General features: G+C 38.6%; 15 protein-coding genes. 8 read left to right on the top strand and 7 right to left on the bottom strand.

Annotated elements, in window-relative coordinates; translation table 11 throughout:
- Window positions 1–12 precede the first annotated feature (12 nt).
- Complete coding sequence (locus tag LRQ06_RS15860; RefSeq protein WP_232768026.1) at window positions 13–828, bottom strand: AraC family transcriptional regulator; 816 nt, start codon at window positions 826–828, stop codon at window positions 13–15.
- Window positions 829–1,537: 709 nt separating this feature from the next.
- Between LRQ06_RS15860 and LRQ06_RS15855 the strand changes: the two genes are divergently transcribed.
- Entirely contained in the window at window positions 1,538–1,990 is a 453-nt protein-coding gene (locus tag LRQ06_RS15855) for a dCMP deaminase family protein (RefSeq protein WP_232768025.1), read from the top strand.
- 63 nt (window positions 1,991–2,053) lie between these two features.
- Here LRQ06_RS15855 and LRQ06_RS15850 read toward each other — a convergent pair whose 3' ends face one another.
- Complete coding sequence (locus LRQ06_RS15850; RefSeq protein ID WP_232768024.1) at window positions 2,054–4,714, bottom strand: ATP-binding protein; 2,661 nt, start codon at window positions 4,712–4,714, stop codon at window positions 2,054–2,056.
- Between the two features lie 160 nt (window positions 4,715–4,874).
- Here LRQ06_RS15850 and LRQ06_RS15845 point away from each other — a divergent pair, with 160 nt between their 5' ends.
- Both LRQ06_RS15845 and LRQ06_RS15840 read left to right on the top strand, forming a co-directional pair.
- Window positions 4,875–5,279, top strand: a complete 405-nt coding sequence (locus LRQ06_RS15845) for a hypothetical protein (protein WP_232768023.1) — start codon at window positions 4,875–4,877, stop codon at window positions 5,277–5,279.
- Window positions 5,276–6,319, top strand: a complete 1,044-nt coding sequence (locus tag LRQ06_RS15840) for a sulfate ABC transporter permease (RefSeq protein WP_232768022.1) — start codon at window positions 5,276–5,278, stop codon at window positions 6,317–6,319. Before LRQ06_RS15845 ends, LRQ06_RS15840 begins: the two co-directional genes overlap by 4 nt.
- A gap of 13 nt (window positions 6,320–6,332) precedes the next feature.
- Here LRQ06_RS15840 and LRQ06_RS15835 read toward each other — a convergent pair whose 3' ends face one another.
- Window positions 6,333–6,947, bottom strand: coding sequence for a LysE family translocator (locus tag LRQ06_RS15835; RefSeq protein ID WP_232768021.1), 615 nt, complete (start codon window positions 6,945–6,947; stop codon window positions 6,333–6,335).
- Window positions 6,948–6,981: 34 nt separating this feature from the next.
- Window positions 6,982–7,458 carry an Lrp/AsnC family transcriptional regulator gene (locus tag LRQ06_RS15830; protein WP_232768020.1) on the bottom strand — a complete coding sequence of 159 codons (477 nt, stop codon included), beginning with the start codon at window positions 7,456–7,458 and terminating at the stop codon, window positions 6,982–6,984.
- 123 nt (window positions 7,459–7,581) lie between these two features.
- On the opposite strand from LRQ06_RS15830, the gene yjeH reads away from it, so the two are divergent.
- Entirely contained in the window at window positions 7,582–8,838 is a 1,257-nt protein-coding gene (yjeH, locus tag LRQ06_RS15825; RefSeq protein ID WP_232768996.1) for an L-methionine/branched-chain amino acid transporter, read from the top strand.
- On the opposite strand, the gene LRQ06_RS15820 is transcribed toward yjeH, so the two are convergent.
- Window positions 8,835–9,341 (bottom strand): GNAT family N-acetyltransferase, encoded by a 507-nt coding sequence (locus LRQ06_RS15820; RefSeq protein WP_232768019.1) that lies wholly within the window; start codon window positions 9,339–9,341, stop codon window positions 8,835–8,837. The genes yjeH and LRQ06_RS15820 overlap by 4 nt on opposite strands.
- A gap of 209 nt (window positions 9,342–9,550) precedes the next feature.
- Between LRQ06_RS15820 and LRQ06_RS15815 the strand changes: the two genes are divergently transcribed.
- Entirely contained in the window at window positions 9,551–10,447 is an 897-nt protein-coding gene (locus tag LRQ06_RS15815) for a DMT family transporter (protein ID WP_232768018.1), read from the top strand.
- A gap of 97 nt (window positions 10,448–10,544) precedes the next feature.
- Here the strand turns inward: LRQ06_RS15815 and LRQ06_RS15810 are convergent, their stop codons facing one another.
- Entirely contained in the window at window positions 10,545–11,384 is an 840-nt protein-coding gene (locus LRQ06_RS15810) for a MurR/RpiR family transcriptional regulator (protein ID WP_232768017.1), read from the bottom strand.
- Between the two features lie 227 nt (window positions 11,385–11,611).
- Window positions 11,612–12,985 (bottom strand): GntP family permease, encoded by a 1,374-nt coding sequence (locus tag LRQ06_RS15805; protein ID WP_232768016.1) that lies wholly within the window; start codon window positions 12,983–12,985, stop codon window positions 11,612–11,614.
- Between the two features lie 315 nt (window positions 12,986–13,300).
- On the opposite strand from LRQ06_RS15805, the gene LRQ06_RS15800 reads away from it, so the two are divergent.
- The 3 genes from LRQ06_RS15800 (at window position 13,301) to LRQ06_RS15790 (ending at window position 16,736) form a co-directional block, all read left to right on the top strand.
- Window positions 13,301–14,473: an iron-containing alcohol dehydrogenase gene (locus LRQ06_RS15800; protein ID WP_232768015.1), complete on the top strand. Its 1,173-nt coding sequence runs from the start codon at window positions 13,301–13,303 to the stop codon at window positions 14,471–14,473.
- Between the two features lie 79 nt (window positions 14,474–14,552).
- Entirely contained in the window at window positions 14,553–15,410 is an 858-nt protein-coding gene (locus LRQ06_RS15795; RefSeq protein ID WP_232768014.1) for a MurR/RpiR family transcriptional regulator, read from the top strand.
- A 276-nt stretch (window positions 15,411–15,686) separates the two neighbouring features.
- Window positions 15,687–16,736 (top strand): LacI family DNA-binding transcriptional regulator, encoded by a 1,050-nt coding sequence (locus LRQ06_RS15790; RefSeq protein WP_232768013.1) that lies wholly within the window; start codon window positions 15,687–15,689, stop codon window positions 16,734–16,736.
- Window positions 16,737–16,754: the final 18 nt, after the last annotated feature.

The raw sequence follows: 16,754 nt of genomic DNA, 5'->3' as shown, positions 1-16,754 counted from the left end.
GTATACATAAAATCAACAGCCCCTATCAAAACGACATTTATTTTTGTATTGTTCCGGCGTAATTCCGGCGTAACGTTTAAACATAGTGATAAAAGGACTGGCCTGATGATAACCCAGAGTGAGAGCCACCTCTTTAACTGCACACCCTCCTCTTAACAACTCCATAGAATATAGGTATCTAACGCGTAAGCGCCACTCAGTAAAGCTCATACCAAGCTCAGTCTGACAACACCTTGCCAGTGTCCTTTCTGTCGTATGTACTCTTTCAGCCCATTGTTTTAAACCGGTATCATCCGCAGGATTACCTTCTACTTCATTCAAAATTGGAGCTAAATACTTATGGTTAGACGTTGGCACAAAATGTTGTTCAACATCTTGCAAAGATAATTGGTCCAAAAGAACACGAATTAAACGTTTATCCTGCTCTGATTCCGCCACACTAATTTTTCTCTGTCTGAAATCTTCAATAATCGCAGTCACAATTGGTGTTACTTTCATCAGGCTGGTTTTATCAGGAAATAAATCCATCAGTTCTGATGAGATATTCAAAGAACAGTATTCTATGGGTTTTCTGTTATAACTTTTGTGTAATACCGAGGCTGGAATCCAAATAGCTAAGTGAGGAGGCGCAAGGAAACGCGTTTCTTCCGCATCAATTTCTAATATCCCTCCGGAGATTAACTGAACTTGTCCCCATGAATGACTGTGCACCCGGGTTTCCGTATTGGATAAAAATTCTTCATAATTCATAAATACATCTGCGGGTGCCTGATCAATAGCAAGTTTTGGATGCAGATGTCTGACGGATTGAGGATCAGATTTAGCCATAATAAAAATAAGCTGAAATATCGTGAAAAGAATTTACTTATTTATACAGTAATTACTATTAATAATCTCCCTAATTTCAAGCACAAAAAGAGAAAACCCCATTAAGTAAAACTTAATGGGGTTTCTGTTCTTACTTGCAGCAATCCAGCTACTAAAGTGCTCCCTGCATCTTATCCCTGATAGTTCGCTGAATCCTTCAGCTCAGTCCGTTTCATCGCCTTCCTAGCGGTGTCCTTTAACTCTAACAATCCAGATAGAGACAGTTCCTTATGCGTATGACTAAAAAATGTCGTCCAAACAAAATTTTATACGCTATACCTTCCTAGCTAATCATTCGTCCTAAATGATTAAATCTTCATCCTGAAGATGACCAATCCTTGGGTCTTTCCTGTTCCTGTCAACTCCCTGTCGACACTTATAATTTATCGCACTGGTATTTTTTTTATAGTGTCAGCAGGGAAACTTTTTTACACCCAAACAGCAGGAATAAAAAAATAAATTATTATTTTCAATTGGTTAATATTGATTTCTTCAAAAAAACCGAACATTTTATTATACATTTCTCACATACCTTGTAAGAAATATCTCACACAGCAATTCCTTTTTTAACATTAGACGGCATCTTAGACTAGCTCTTACAACTCTGTTTCCGTTATCATTAGGTCTGTAAACCTATAATTTTTCAATATAATTGGATAGGGCAGAAAATATGATTTCGAAATGGGCATATCGATTTTATCAAATGGCGGAATTAGTCGGTTCCTGGAGTAAAGACCCATCAACTCAGGTTGGTGCTGTCATTGCCAAAAATAATCGGATTATTTCTGTCGGATTTAATGGTTACCCTCATGGAATATCGGATAGTGCCGATACCGATGAACGCGAAATGAAATATTTAAAAACATTACACGCTGAGGAAAACGCCATATTGTTTGCTAAACGGGATTTAGATGGATGTCATATCTATGTGACCCACTTCCCTTGCCCAAACTGTGCAGCGAAAATAATTCAAACTGGTATTACCGCGGTATACTGCCCTGAACAGGACGCTGATTTTCTTTCACGATGGGGAGAAAAAGTCAAAGTAAGCGAAGACATGTTCAAACAAGCTCACGTAGATGTTCACTGGCTTCCTCTTGCAGAGCTAAACGCAGGGAAGTAAACACGTTTCCGCTCTGCGGATCGGACAAGATATCAATTTACTAATGTCTGATCCGCACTTAAATCAACGCCACTGAGTTGTAATGTTAAATTTTTCAAACAACTCATAAAGCTGCTCCGACTTATAAGGCTTCGGTAAATAGGCGTCCATTCCGGCCTCAAAACACTTTACAACGTCTTCATCAAGCACACTTGCTGTCAATGCAATAATTGGCACAGGAGCTTTATGATTTTTCTTTTCCCATTCTCTGATTATTGTTGTTGCCGTCAATCCATCCATAACCGGCATCATGCAATCCATCAAAATAGCAGAGTATTCCAGTCCCTGAGCAACCGTATCAACTGCTTCCTGACCATTATTTACTACTGTGTATTCAAAATCAGCCTTATCAAGGAAGAAACCTGCAATTTTCTGATTCATGAGGTTATCTTCTACAATCAATATTTTTTTTACCGTAGGTTGCAGTAAACCAGACTCACTCTCTGCCTCTAAGTTGTTACTGGACATACTATACAATTGACTGCCCAATTGTTTTTTCAGAAGAAGAACAAATTTACTTCCCATAAACGGCAAAACGATGTTCCCATCCGTTATATTAATAATTTCACTGCTGACAAACAGATGATGTTGCAAGGAAATGATCTTTCTGTTTGCATTTTTTTTTCGTAACTTCTTAATTTCTGAAACATCATTTTCTGCTACATTAGAACAATATAAAACAGCATCGACATTTCCCGAATCAGAATGATGTATAAAATCATCAACATTGTTCATTTTTTCCAAACTCACTCCGTGCAAGGCACATTCGTTTTCGATTTGTTCGGAATAGGGCGAATTATTAAGTATTAACGCAAGCCGAATACTAAATTGCTGAAATGGCTCCTGATTATTTGGCTTAGGAATGGGGATAGTAAACGAAAATACACTTCCCTTGCCCTCTTCTGAATCAACGTTAATCTTTCCATCCATCAAGCCAACTAATTCATCACAAATAGTCAGTCCAAGTCCGGTACCACCGAAGCGGCGTGTAATCGACGAATCGCCTTGATGAAAAGGTCTAAACACCGCTTCAATACGGTCATCCGGAATACCTATGCCGGTATCATTCACAGCACAGGTAAGAGAGCTGCTAACATTATCGTAACTCAGAGTCACTTTCACAAACCCTTCATGAGTAAATTTAACGGCATTAGACAACAAATTCATAACAATTTGTTTGTACCGGAATCCATCGATATAAACATGAGCAGGAACAGATTCATCAATATTTATATGTAGCTCATTCAAATGACTAAGCGCTTTCGTTGATACCAGATTAACTGTGCTATAAATAATATCCCGAACATTACACAACGTTGGGGCAATGCTTAATTTACCAGACTCTATTTTTGATAAATCTAATATATCATTAATTAATACTAACAATGTCTGAGAAGACACTTCTATGTCTTCCACAATTTCTTTCTGAGCCGAATTTAAATTTTGCATTGTCAATATTTCTGCAAGACCAATAATTCCATTTAAAGGCGTTCTAATTTCATGAGAAATATTGGCCAGAAAAACACTTTTTGCTTTATTTGCAGAAATAGCTTCCTCTTTTGCTGTAATCAAGCGCTTTTCATGTTCACTCAACTGAACAATAATTGAATTTAAACCCATGGCAAACTGACAGACTTCATCGTTGCCATCTATTTTTATTAAATCAATGTTACCCGATTTATTTCTTAATTTTTGCATCGTATTCAGAATACGGGTTAATTTACCTGATATACGATAAAAAGTATCTAAGCTAACGTAAACCAATAAGCTCAATAAAAAACCAACAATGATCCTGACAGCCCAAATCTGATAGCTGGCAATCTTTGTCTGATGTTTTATTTTTTTTGAAATAAGTAAAGAATAACCGGAAAGTAATTTCAAAAGCGAATTCACTTTTTCGGCATTCATCTGAATGCCTTGGGTCAATAGTTTTGAATCCAGATTGCCATTAAGAATCACTGTACGAAAAAGATGTGCTTTTTGAAAATTTTCGCTAACCAGCAACTTATTCATCTCCTTTAGCTGTTCATCATTAGCAGAGTAATTAACAAAATTTTCCCAGTATATTTGCTGTCTTGAAATCACTTCTTTATATTCATTGCGAATATCTCCAGACACATGAGACTGAAGCTTAATCGCATTAACAAGCCAGGATTCTTTCTGCATCCAGTATAAAAACCAACTGAGTGACTCATAATTACTGCTGACATAATATAATCCGGCATTCACACTCGGAATCTGAATTTTATTAATTGAAACTAATACATCATACATTAAAGCAAACCATAACTGGGCTGAATCATTGATACTATTCTCACCAACGGAACTCAAATTTTGAACAAACAACCGAAGCTCGGTTAAATTTGAAAAATCTGACGAGAATTGTTCTAATGAAGTATCCGATCTTGTATTTTCGATCAATTGTTGAGTAGCCGTTGAAATATTTTTCATTTTTTTACGGGACCACTCACCAGTCTTCATCCGATCCGTTAATAAGCGGTACATATCACGGTTAAGTGATAGTGATTCATCAATCAATTCAATCTTATTTGCAGCAACACGATAACCAATGGACGTTAAAGATAAATGGTTTAAAATGAGATATGCTCCGACCGATACAACGATTGCTGGTATCACACAAAGCATTATTAGGCGAGTTTTTATCTTTACTTTGTTTAAAAACATAACTTCCCTGATCAACTTATCAGTGATCTCTTTTCTTCTTATAAACTATAGACTATCTTATTTTAATAGTGCATATAGATACTTTCATTTCTTAAAACGTCATGGCGGTTAGGAACATTTGAAGTCAATAAGAATAATTTGTCTATGGATATTGATAATTTTGAGCATCAATACTACGTACTCTACTGAGTTTGTGGTAGTCACTCATTCGCGGATTATACAGGAATTAACGACCAATCAGGTAAAAATGTTATACCGTGGTCTCATATCCAACATAAACGGACAGACAATTACTCTTGCCGATCTTCCACTGAACTCCAAAATAAGAGAGTCTTTTTACCTGACCCTACTCGGGAAAACACCATCACAAATGCAAGCACTAAGAGCAAGACAAAACTTTTCAGGCAGACATATTCCACCATATGAACTGAGTTCTTCCAATAAAAAACTGATTCAAAAATGGCTATCTAATAACCCAGAAGGCATTATTTACATCCCCAAAGAATGGCAAACCAGTGATCTTCGTGTGGTATATCAATTTGACTCAGAGGAGGAAGTAGAATGAGAATTACAATATTTATTCTCTTGCTGCTCATAACCGGTCAGAGTTCAGCTCAAATCAGGCTAAATGACAATGTCATTTTAAGTGGATTCGGCACGGCAAGTGCCGCAATTTCAGACTCAAGTGTTAAAGCCTACAACTACAGAAACATCGATAACCATTTATGTCTGGACTGTGATTCCACTTTAGGTCTTCAACTGGACTGGCTTATCAATAAAGATTTCCGAAGCTCCGTTCAGGTAGTGAAACGACCTCAGGACACATTTTCTGACCCGGAATTAGAATGGGCATACCTGGCTTATACCCAACAGAACTCAACATTAAAACTCGGACGGCAAAGATTACCGCTGTTTATCATGTCTGAGTATTACTACGTCAGTGCCGCCTATCCCTGGAGCCGACCTCCACAGGATGTATACGATAACATCATGGGAATCACTCATTATGACGGCATATCCTACGAATGGACTACACTAACATCCAGTGAAAGCCAGCTAAGAATCGCCCCCTTCGTGGCTATTCCACAAACAAGCGATTATAACGGATATGGTATTGATTTTTCACTAGACTTTAAAACCACACTTGGAATAACCATTGATTACACTTATCAGGATTCGGTCTTCCATCTGGGTTATATTAATACCAGTGCAACTCGTTACAATGACGTTGGCCTGCCCAAAACACACTATAGTCTGGATATGATAACCGCTGGGTTTAACATAGTGGATGGGAATATCACTTACACTGCAGAGGCTCTGTTGGATCAAAACCTATATGCAACTTGGTATTCCGGCATTTCGTATCAGTATCAAAACATACAGCCTTATCTTCAATACGGCCAAAGACGAAGGATGTTTTCCGATAATTCGATTATCGGAGGGATCAAAACCAGCATAACACCTTCCCTATTCATTAACCTTGAATGGGCATATGTTACAGGCCCTGACTCTTATCAAAGCGGCCACCTAAACGAAATGCAGCTAACCGGGGACAGAGAAACAAATGCGAATATTTATACTCTGTCAGTCTCTTTCCTATTCTAAAGAGTAAGGAATTCTACAATGTTGCAACAACTCTGACGGCCAATCCCAGCAAAATGACGCCGGACAACCGATCGATAAGCACGGCTTTTGATCTGAGTTTTTCAGTAACAACGGCAGAAGAGAGAAGCAATGTAATAACGGTATACCAAAGACCATCCACAAGAAATGGGGTAGCAACTAGAATACCCCGACTCATCCAGTCATGACCTAATGAGATAAACTGACTGAACAATGCCATAAAAAATAGAGCGATTTTTGGATTTAATGATGAAATCAAGATACCTTCTTTCGCAGATTGTAAGACAGACACTTTCTTACCTTCTTTTAGCCTGTCGGCAACACCACCTTTAGATCGAATGGATTTCCACCCCAGATAGGCCAGATAAAAAGCACCTGCCAGACTGATACTTTCAAATAGCCATTCCGCTTTATGCAGTACTATGCTCAAACCGATGACCGTGAGAAAAGCATATATACCAATACCTACGGCATGAGCCCATGCTGTTGCAAATCCATTTAAACGCCCGCCGGCCAAACTATGTTTTGTCACCATAGCTAAACTAGGCCCCGGCGACATAGCACCTAACAGGCAAACGGCAAACAATGAAAACCAGGCTGATATAGACATAAAACATCGTCCTTAATAATTACACATTAACACTCTAAAAAAACTGTCTGATCACCATATGGGTAGTAACCTGCCTCATATGTTCCAGTTGGTTTAACCGATCATGAAGGGAATAGAGCTGTTTCATTGATTCAACTTCAATATAAACCATCAAATCTGTTTCCCCACTAATACCATAACAATGAAAAACACCATCGATTAACTGAATTCGCTGAGCGTAAGATTCAAACGTTGTATTACTGGTCGATGTATCAAACTTCAGCGCTAAATAAGCACAGATAGTATTCTCAGAATCGGGCCTTTTATTAGTCACTACAGCGTGATAACCTTCAATTGTACCATCTTGCTCAAGCTTTTTTATTCGGGCAGTCACTGCTGTTCGGGATAAATTAACACTCTTCGCCAGTTCACTTACCGAAATACGAGCGTTTTGCTGAAGCAAATCAAGAATCTGTTGATCAAACCTGTCCCTCATGACCAGATATACCCTATCGAAATTATCCTTATACATATTGTCACCTATTTTGAATGAAGTTGGACAATATGGCTACCAATAATGTCATTTTGAATGGTGCATATGCTCAATAAAATGGGTAAAATTTATCCATTATTAAATATCCCGATATCCTATTATATGTCTGAATTGAAAAAAGAAATCACGCTAACTTCCGGAATAGCACAACTTTCAACAACATTAATGGGGACAGGGCTTTTTATGATACCGGCCATTGCCGCCGGAATTGCCGATCGTGGCACTCTTACCGCCTGGTTCATTCTTTTTATTGCTGTATGTCCTGTCGCACTCACTTTCGCCCAGTTAGGTAGACAATTTCCCAATGCCGGCGGCACATCATTCTTCGTTCGTAAAGCATTCAGCTCAAAATTAGAAAAGTCGGTTGCCTGGCTATTTCTCAGTGTTATACCTGTTGGTATTCCGGCGGCCGTAACGCTGGCAGCTGGCTTTCTTGAGCATCTCATTCCAGCTCCACTGAATAACCCATTAATAACTACTTCTCTGACGATTCTGGCATTACTTGTTGTAAACCTGATGGGGTCCAAATCAAGCGGACAAATTCAAACACTGATAGCACTTGGTATTTTTGCTCTTATTCTCAGTTTATGGTTCAAGGGCGAAATCGATGCTAAAGACGTTGAATTACCGGCGTTAACGACCGCCAGTATTCCGAAAATTTCGTCTGCATTAGGTGTCATGTTCTGGTGTTTTGTCGGAATAGAAGCATTTGCTCATATGGGAGAAGAATTTAAAAATCCTCAAAGAGATTTTCCGACAGCAATTATTATAGGATGTTTAATTGCCGGAGCAGCTTACTGGGCAACAACGGTCATCGTTCTTAAATTTGGCGCATTTGGTAGTGACCAATTTGAGAATACCTCTATTCCTTGGTTAAGCCATAAACTATTCGGCTCTCAGATATCTATGTTCGTTAGCCTGATTGGGTTTCTGGCTTGTTTCGCGAGCATCAATTTGTATGTTCAAAGTTTCGCACGGATGGTGTGGTCTCAGGCACGAGAGTACAAACCCCAAAGCAAACTCACTCAGCTATCACCACGCGGAGTGCCAGTTTATGCGACTTACTGCGTTATCGCCGTCATATATCTTTCATTAATAATCGGTGAAATATCAGGTATACAACTGGCTCTTTTCCTGAAAATGGCAAACAGTATCTTTGTCTTTGTCTACTTGCTTGCCATGCTCAGTGCCGTCAGATTACTGCAAGGCTTATCCAAAATTCTGGGCTATATTTCGCTAATTTTCTGTGTCATTGTATTCGCATGTCTTGGCTGGTCAGCTTTCTATGCATTAGGACTTTTTACCATCTTTATGATTCCCCCGAAAAAAATCACACACTTTATTAGTCAGAAATTTTAAGTAACCACAGTTTCAATTTCTTCTTTATATATTGAAAAACCACGAGCCTGATAATTTGCTAATGCCACGGGGTGGTCAAGCGTACAGGTATGAACCCAAACCCGTCTGGTATTTTCAAGTGACCATGCACATTCAATTGCTTTAGAAAGAAAATATCCTCCGAAGCCTTTACCGATAAAAGCACCGGCAAGACCAAAATACATGATCTCAACATTACCATCTGTGCCACTAGATAGTTCGAAATAGCCAGCGATAGAACCCTGATAATATCCAATCCAGGTTTTTAAATTTGGCTGACTGACATAATCTCTCCACTGACAGTCACTCCAGGTAAGCTTATCCGTCCAATTCCATTCCTTTCCTACGAATTCATAAAGAAAACGATTTACTTCCCAGGAATCAATTTCACATTCTCTGACCACCAAACCATTACTTTCAGGTTTAGGCTTAAACACCTGTGGAGATAACATCTCCAGATAATAAGTGATAATATGCTCAACCATAAATTTTTACTTTGAATTCCGTTTCCTGTTTTTCAATACTACCACCTACTACAGCAACACTGCCATCATCTCGCGTTTTTAATAAGGTTAGTTTTTCCAAAAAAACCAAAAAGGAAATAGATATTTCACTAATAATTGATATGAAGTAAAATACCAGATGCGTTACCTTCTAATTTTCAATCTCTGGCAAATCACAAATAAGAACCTATATGCTAAAAACTCGAAGTGCAGACCTTTTGCTGGTATTAGCAACCTTACTGGCAGGAATAGGATGGATATTTTCCAAAGAAACCATACATGAAATGCCACCTTTTGCTTTTATAGGGTTAAGATTTACCGTCTCTGCTTTTATTCTTCTCCCTATCTGTTTTAAAAACATGATTAAGGTGCCTAAAACACAATTGAGCATAGGTGCATTTATAGGAATATTACAGGGGACTTCATTATCACTGTGGATTTATGCCGTTTCTATCACGACCGAACTTGGTTCGGGTGCGTTTATCATGAGCCTGTCAATGTTATTTGTTCCATTGTGCAGTTGGTTGATTTTCAGAAATAAACCAAGTACAGCGTTCTGGTTCTCACTGCCTATTGCCGCTTTAGGGTTACTATTATTATCAATCAATGGCGGTGGCTGGAGTCTACAAGGTTCTCAGTTGATATTTCTTTGTTCTGCACTTATTTTATCTTTCCAGTTTTTAACAAACAGTCACGTTTCCAAATGGATTCCAACAGCAGTATTAACCTGTATTCAGTTTTTCTTTACAGGAATGTTCGCTCTCTTCCTTTCAAAAATAACTGAAATCTGGCCAGACCAAATCAGCGTAAGCACATGGTGCTGGTTTTTTGCCAGTGTTCTACCGGCAACCTGTGCCCGTTTTTTCATTCAAATTACAGGGCAGAAAAACACAACTTCCGCTAACGCGGCGTTAATTATGATATTAGAACCAGTATGGACGGTTGTCTTCAGTGTATTGTGGTACGAAGAACAGACATCCGCATCGAAAATAATGGGCTGCTCACTAATCTTGTCTTCTTTACTGCTATACAGGGGATGGAGCAAAATAGCGTCGATTATTAGCAATAGAAAAACGATAACCAGCTAAAATAACAGACACCAATATGTAACTAGTTTTGAGGATAAATCAAAGGAGAAAATAACGAACTTTCCCTTTTACCTATCTCAGATAAAATGAAATACAACTAATGCTGTAGATGATAGTTATCCCCAAACGCCAGTGAAACAGCTAACGTCTGGGCAAGACAAAAAGAGGCGGCCTGAGACCGGAAAGCATCCACTTTCGCTTCTTTCACTACAAAACAAACATCACTAAACGAAGCTAAAGGGCTAATCTGACTATCAGTAATGATAATTTGCTTTGTCCCTGACTGAGCAAGAATGTCACTAATCGTTGTTGTCTCTTTTGAATAAGGGGAGAAACTAATTGCAATAACAACATCTTTAGGACCAACCATACTTAGTTGCTCACGGAACATCCCTCCCAAACCATCAATTAGAAATGCTCGTTTATTCAAATGCCTGAATGCATAAGTAAGATAGGAAGAAATACTGAATGAACGCCCTAGCCCAACAATATAAATGTTTTCTGCATTGTTTAACAACCGAACCGAATTTTCCAGTAATTCAGGGGAAGTCTGAGTGGCCAATTGTTGCATTGCATTACTGTTGGCGCGGGCAAACTCTCTAAGGATATCAACAGGTGTCGCTGTCTGCATCATTTCACCATCAAGTTCTTTCAGAAGGCGAATACGATCAGTGTAGTTTGAGGTTTCCTCTAACAAGCTATTTCGAAATAATTGCTTCATTTCATTAAAACCGGAAAAGTCAAACGCACTTGCAAAGCGAATTAAAGTGGATGGAGGTACTCCAGCGTCTTTGGCGATAACAGACACAGTTTCGAATGCAATGTTATTTTTGTTATCAAGAACATAAGCTGCTACTTGCTGCAATCTTTTACTTAAATCACCGTAATTAGATCGTATTTGATCCTGAAGTTCAGATAAACTGCTTGCCGTTGCCATAATATACTCCGTTGACATCCACTGGATATTCTATTTAATTCATCTTACATGTTGAAATATTTTTTTCATTAAAATACAAAATTCATTTCACATTTTGTAAAAAAAAACATGCTAAACATGCATTTTTGAGTAATAAACAACCAAAATTATCAGGAAGACAAAGAAATGTGGTACTCAAATGAGTACCACAACAATTTCGCGCTACAATCCAAAGACCTTAACAATGGTTAAACGATGCCATACGAACCAAGAATGACAACAACGATTGTCGCCACCATTGGGAAAAGCAATGTGCACATAAAAATATCTTTATAAGAATCTTTATGCTTCATCCCACAAATGCCCAACAGTGTGATTACGGCCCCATTATGTGGTAATGAATCAAGACCACCACAAGCAACCGATGCAATACGGTGCAATGTTTCCAGACTAATCCCTAATGTATGAGCCTGCTGAATATAAACATCTCCCAATGCATCAAGGGCTATACTCAAACCTCCAGATGCAGAACCGGTAATCCCAGCCAGTAAGCTGGTAGACAATGCGAACGAAAGTAGAGGGGTACCGGGAATAGATAAAATCATTGATTTTATTAACACAAAAGCAGTCAACGATTTAATTACATTACCGAAGCCAACTGCAGCAGCCGTATTCATTATAGGCATGATAGAACTAATACTTCCTTCATTGACAGCTTCCCTGATATTGGGAATGTATTTTCTAAACAGAAGCAAAGCAACTATAATCGCCGTCGTCAAAGCAAGGATTAAACTCCACATTCCTTTAACTGACTGCAATTCAATACCAAAATCTTTTAAGTAACTGGTATCCGCATTAGGATAATAAAAGGTAACTATCAAGAAGTTGAGGACTAATACGATAATAATTGGGATAAATGACAACAATGCAGATGGAACTTCGCTATCATCTTCTTCAGTAGAAGTTTCAACATGCATCCCATAACCTTCACCATTTGTCCTTGCTGTGGCTTCTCGACGTTTAAGCCATATCATGCCAAGGCCAAACATAACTAAAGAAGCAACAACACCAAGAACAGGAGCCGCATAAGCCGTTGTGCCAAAAAACGGCATGGCAATGGTATTCTGAATCTGGGGAGAACCAGGCAACGCTGTCATTGTGAACGTAAATGACCCGAGGGCAATGGTTCCCGGAATAAGACGCTTAGGCACATCATTTTTTCGGAATATTTCGGCGGCAATAGGGTAAACAGCAAATACCACCACAAACATAGATACTCCACCGTACGTTAATACGGTGACAGCCAACACAACAGCTAAAATTGAATTCTTTGACCCAACTTTATCAGTAATCACTGTCGCAATACTCTTTGCTGCACCGGAAACGTCCATTACTTTGCCAAAAACGGCACCTAGAAGAAAAGCAGGAAAATACAACTTAACGTAATTCGCTGCACTTCCCATAAACACTTCTGTATAACTAGCCATCAAATGTGAACCAGCTGAAAATAAAGCAGCCACCAGTGCTAATACCGGCGCCAGCCAGATTACAGACATCCCCTTATATGCCAAATACATTAGCAGTGCCAATGACAGCAATATACCAAATATTCCCAAATCCACGATTTATTCCCCTGTCGAATCACTCAAAACAAAACTATCAATAATTGGAACATTTATTTCATAAAATACAAAGAAAAACTTAAAACAAGGAAATAAAAATGTGCTCTAAGTCTGAAAAATTTAATAACCAAGTTATGTTACATAGCATAATAACTAACTTATAATATTGATTATTATAAATAATATCGATTTTCATATTATTTGATCACAAATTTAAAGTAATGAAATATTCATTTTACAGTTTGAAATAAAACGAGTAAAAGTGGTAGCATAATGAAATCAAAATTTCATAGACTAACTAACCGGAGTATAAAAATGAGTGCCCGAGTAATACTTCCAAGAATAATGGAAATAGGTAAAGGTGCATCTTTACAAGCACCTTCTGTTTTGAAAACATTAGGCGTATCAAAACCTTTGATCGTTACCGATAAAATGATGGTTCAGCTGGGATATGCTGAAAACCTGGAAAATGCACTAAAAGAAGCTGGCATTACACCAAGTGTGTTTTCTGAAACCATTCCGGAACCAACAGCAAGCTCTATTGAAGCTGGTGTAAAAATGGTTCGTGAAGGCGGATTTGATTCAATCATCGCTTTGGGTGGTGGCAGCCCTATTGATAGTGCAAAAGCAATCTCTATAGTCGGCAAGTTTGGTGGCATTATCCGTGATTATAAATTCCCTCGTGATGTTTGCGAAGCTGGCCTGCCTATCGTTGCAATTCCAACAACAGCTGGCACAGGTTCAGAGAATACTCGTGTAACCGTTATTACCGATGACGAAAAAGGCGAAAAAATGATGTGTGCCGGTCTTGGTTTTATGCCAACGGCTGCACTGATTGATTATGAACTGACAGTTTCACTCCCACCACGGGTAACTGCTGACTGTGGTCTTGATGCCTTAACTCATGCTATGGAAGCCTACGTCAGCCAGAAGAAAAATGCCTTTTCTTCTATGCAGGCATTAACAGCAATGAAACTGATCGGTCAAAATCTGAGACTTGCTTACCATGAACCTAGCAATGAAACAGCACGTGAAGCCATGATGCTGGGTGCTTCTCTTGCAGGTATGGCATTCTCAAACGCCTCTGTTGCTCTTGTTCATGGTATGAGCCGTCCTATTGGTGCATTTTTCCATGTTCCTCATGGTCTGTCTAACGCCATGCTGCTTCCTGTATTAACAGAATTTTCAATTAAAGGTTCTGAAGACCGTTATGCAGATTGTGCGCGTGCACTTGGCGTAGCAGCAGCTGACGACGACGACAATACCGCATGTGATAAATTAATCACTGAACTTCGTGCCCTTAATGAAGAGCTTCAGGTGCCAACCCCATTTGCGTATGGTATTAATGAACAAGAGTATATGTCCTTACTGACAACTATGGCAGAGCAAGCTCAAGCCTCTGGTTCACCAGGTAACAATCCCCGGGTTCCTTCAATCGAAGAAATGGTCGAACTTTATAAAAAAGTTTGGACCGAAGGTGCAGAATAATTTATTCTCGTTCGGTAAATCTATCTACTGCCAAATCAGGCAGTAGATAGATTGTATACTCTACATAGCGACAACTCCTATGACCGCGACAAGTTTTAAACAGTTGCAACACCAAATTCATTTGAGATACAACGAACTCAGTACTCGCCTTCAACAAGTTGCCAAACATCTGTTAGAACACAGAAGTACTATTGCTTTCAATACATTGGCAAGTATCGCCCGGGAGGCTGATGTTCCACCATCGGCCATTGCTCGATTCTCAAAAGCATTTGGTTTCGAAAACTTCAACGAAATGAAAATATTATTTCGTCAACATACTTTGGAAGAAACAAGCAACTACAGTGAACGATTACAAGTTTACAGAAGACTTCATGGAAATCACCACGACAAATATAGCCCAAAACAGATTTTGCAAGAGTTCGCTCACTACAATACAAAATCTCTAAGCAACCTTATTTTGGACATTTCTCCTGAAGATTTAGACAGAGCAATTTCCCTAATTCAAAATGCAAACAATATTTATGTTGTAGGAAATGGCCGCTCTTTCGGTATAGCATCTTACCTGTCTTACGCCCTGAGTCATCTTGGATGCAGAGTATTGGTATCAAATGGCTTGGGAGCTATGTTTCCGGATCAGGTTCAGATGTTTGATGAAAATGATCTTGTTTTCACTATCAGTTTTTCACCTTACTCTGATGACGCTATAAATACATTAATGCTTGCAACTAAGAAAAAAATTAAACAGATCGTTATTACGGACCAACATATTAATCAGCTTACTCAGCACAGTGATGTCAGCTTCGTTATTAAAGAAGCCCAGATTTTTGATGTTTTTCGTTCTCTTTCTGCTACTCAATGCCTGGTTCAAACTCTTTCTGTTGCTATTGCTCAAAAGAATATAAACGCAGAAATAGCCAGTATGGATCAATACATCTGATTGTTTCTTTAAAGAGCCGGTAAACTTTGGCAATCGTTTTATCTATTAACAGACACATACGACACTCCTAATCAAAAGATGAACATCTATCAAACGGGGTATTTTTTCATCATAATTTCAAGAGATTAGTAAAAACATATCTTTAATGTGACAGATTTGGGCTTATTCAGTAATATAGCTTCAACTTTTTTCGATTTTCTCGGATACTACGCCTGTTTTTTTAATAAAACAGATTAGCGCATCAAAAAATAGTTCTTAAACATGAGGTTACAATAAATGGTCGATAAAATTAATCCATCGTCTAAAAGAGCAACTATTTCGGATGTCGCAAAGAAAGCAAATGTCGGTGTTGCCACAGTTGATCGCGTCATTAACCAACGAGCAACGGTAAGTGCTAAAACCACCAAAAAAGTACTTCAGGCAGCCAAAGAACTCAATTTTCGCACCACACACCTCATGAATAATGCCCTTATCAATAACGCCAGAACCTGTGTCGTAGGAGTTATTCTTCAGGGTAAAGAGTCTCACTATCTCCATTCACTGACTGAGGAAATGAAAAAAGTTTGTGAATTATATCAGGAACATTGTCGCTTGGAATTTTGTATTTTAGATGATATATCCTGCACCTCCATGTGTGAAGCCATTACCCATATGGCAAAGTACTGTCACTTATTAGGTATTCTTACTGCAGATCACCCACAAATTAATGAAACAATAAAAAAAACAACCGAAGCGGGAGTGCCAGTTATTACTCTGATAAGTGAAATCAGCTCGCAATACGTCACAACTCATATAGGTGAAGATGCCCGTAGCTCTGGCAGAACAGCCGGTTGGTATATTGCTAACCTAGCTAAAAATTCAGGTTCTGTCGGATTAATTATCAGTGATCATCGTTTTTTGTGTCAGGAAACTTACGAGGTTGGCTTTCGTACATATATCAGAGAAAAACGCCAAGACCTAAAAATTGTCGATGCGGTTATTAGCCAGAAAGACCCCAACTTAGCTCAGCAATCAACGGAACAATTATTGACTCACTACCCGGACCTGGTTGGTCTCTACCATGCTGGAGGTAATCCAGAAGGCGTAGTCAATGCATTAAAACAACATAATCAATACCAGATGTTGACCGTTATTAGTAATGAACTGACAGGTACAACATCAGAAGCATTACGAGATGGATATCTGGACATTATTTTGTCATGCAGAAAACCGGAACTTTCCCACCAGTTCATTAAATCAGCGATCAAAATATACAATAATAAAGAAAAATATATTCCTATAAGATGCGATGTTTCATCCGAAATATTATGCAGTGAAAATATTTAACAAATTTACCCTGTATCC

It is taken from the genome of Vibrio salinus (genome assembly GCF_021272385.1).
In the GTDB taxonomy this organism is placed as follows: domain Bacteria; phylum Pseudomonadota; class Gammaproteobacteria; order Enterobacterales; family Vibrionaceae; genus Vibrio; species Vibrio salinus.
The sequence above is the reverse complement of the archived record's forward strand: the minus strand, read 5'-3'. Positions and strand labels throughout refer to the sequence as shown.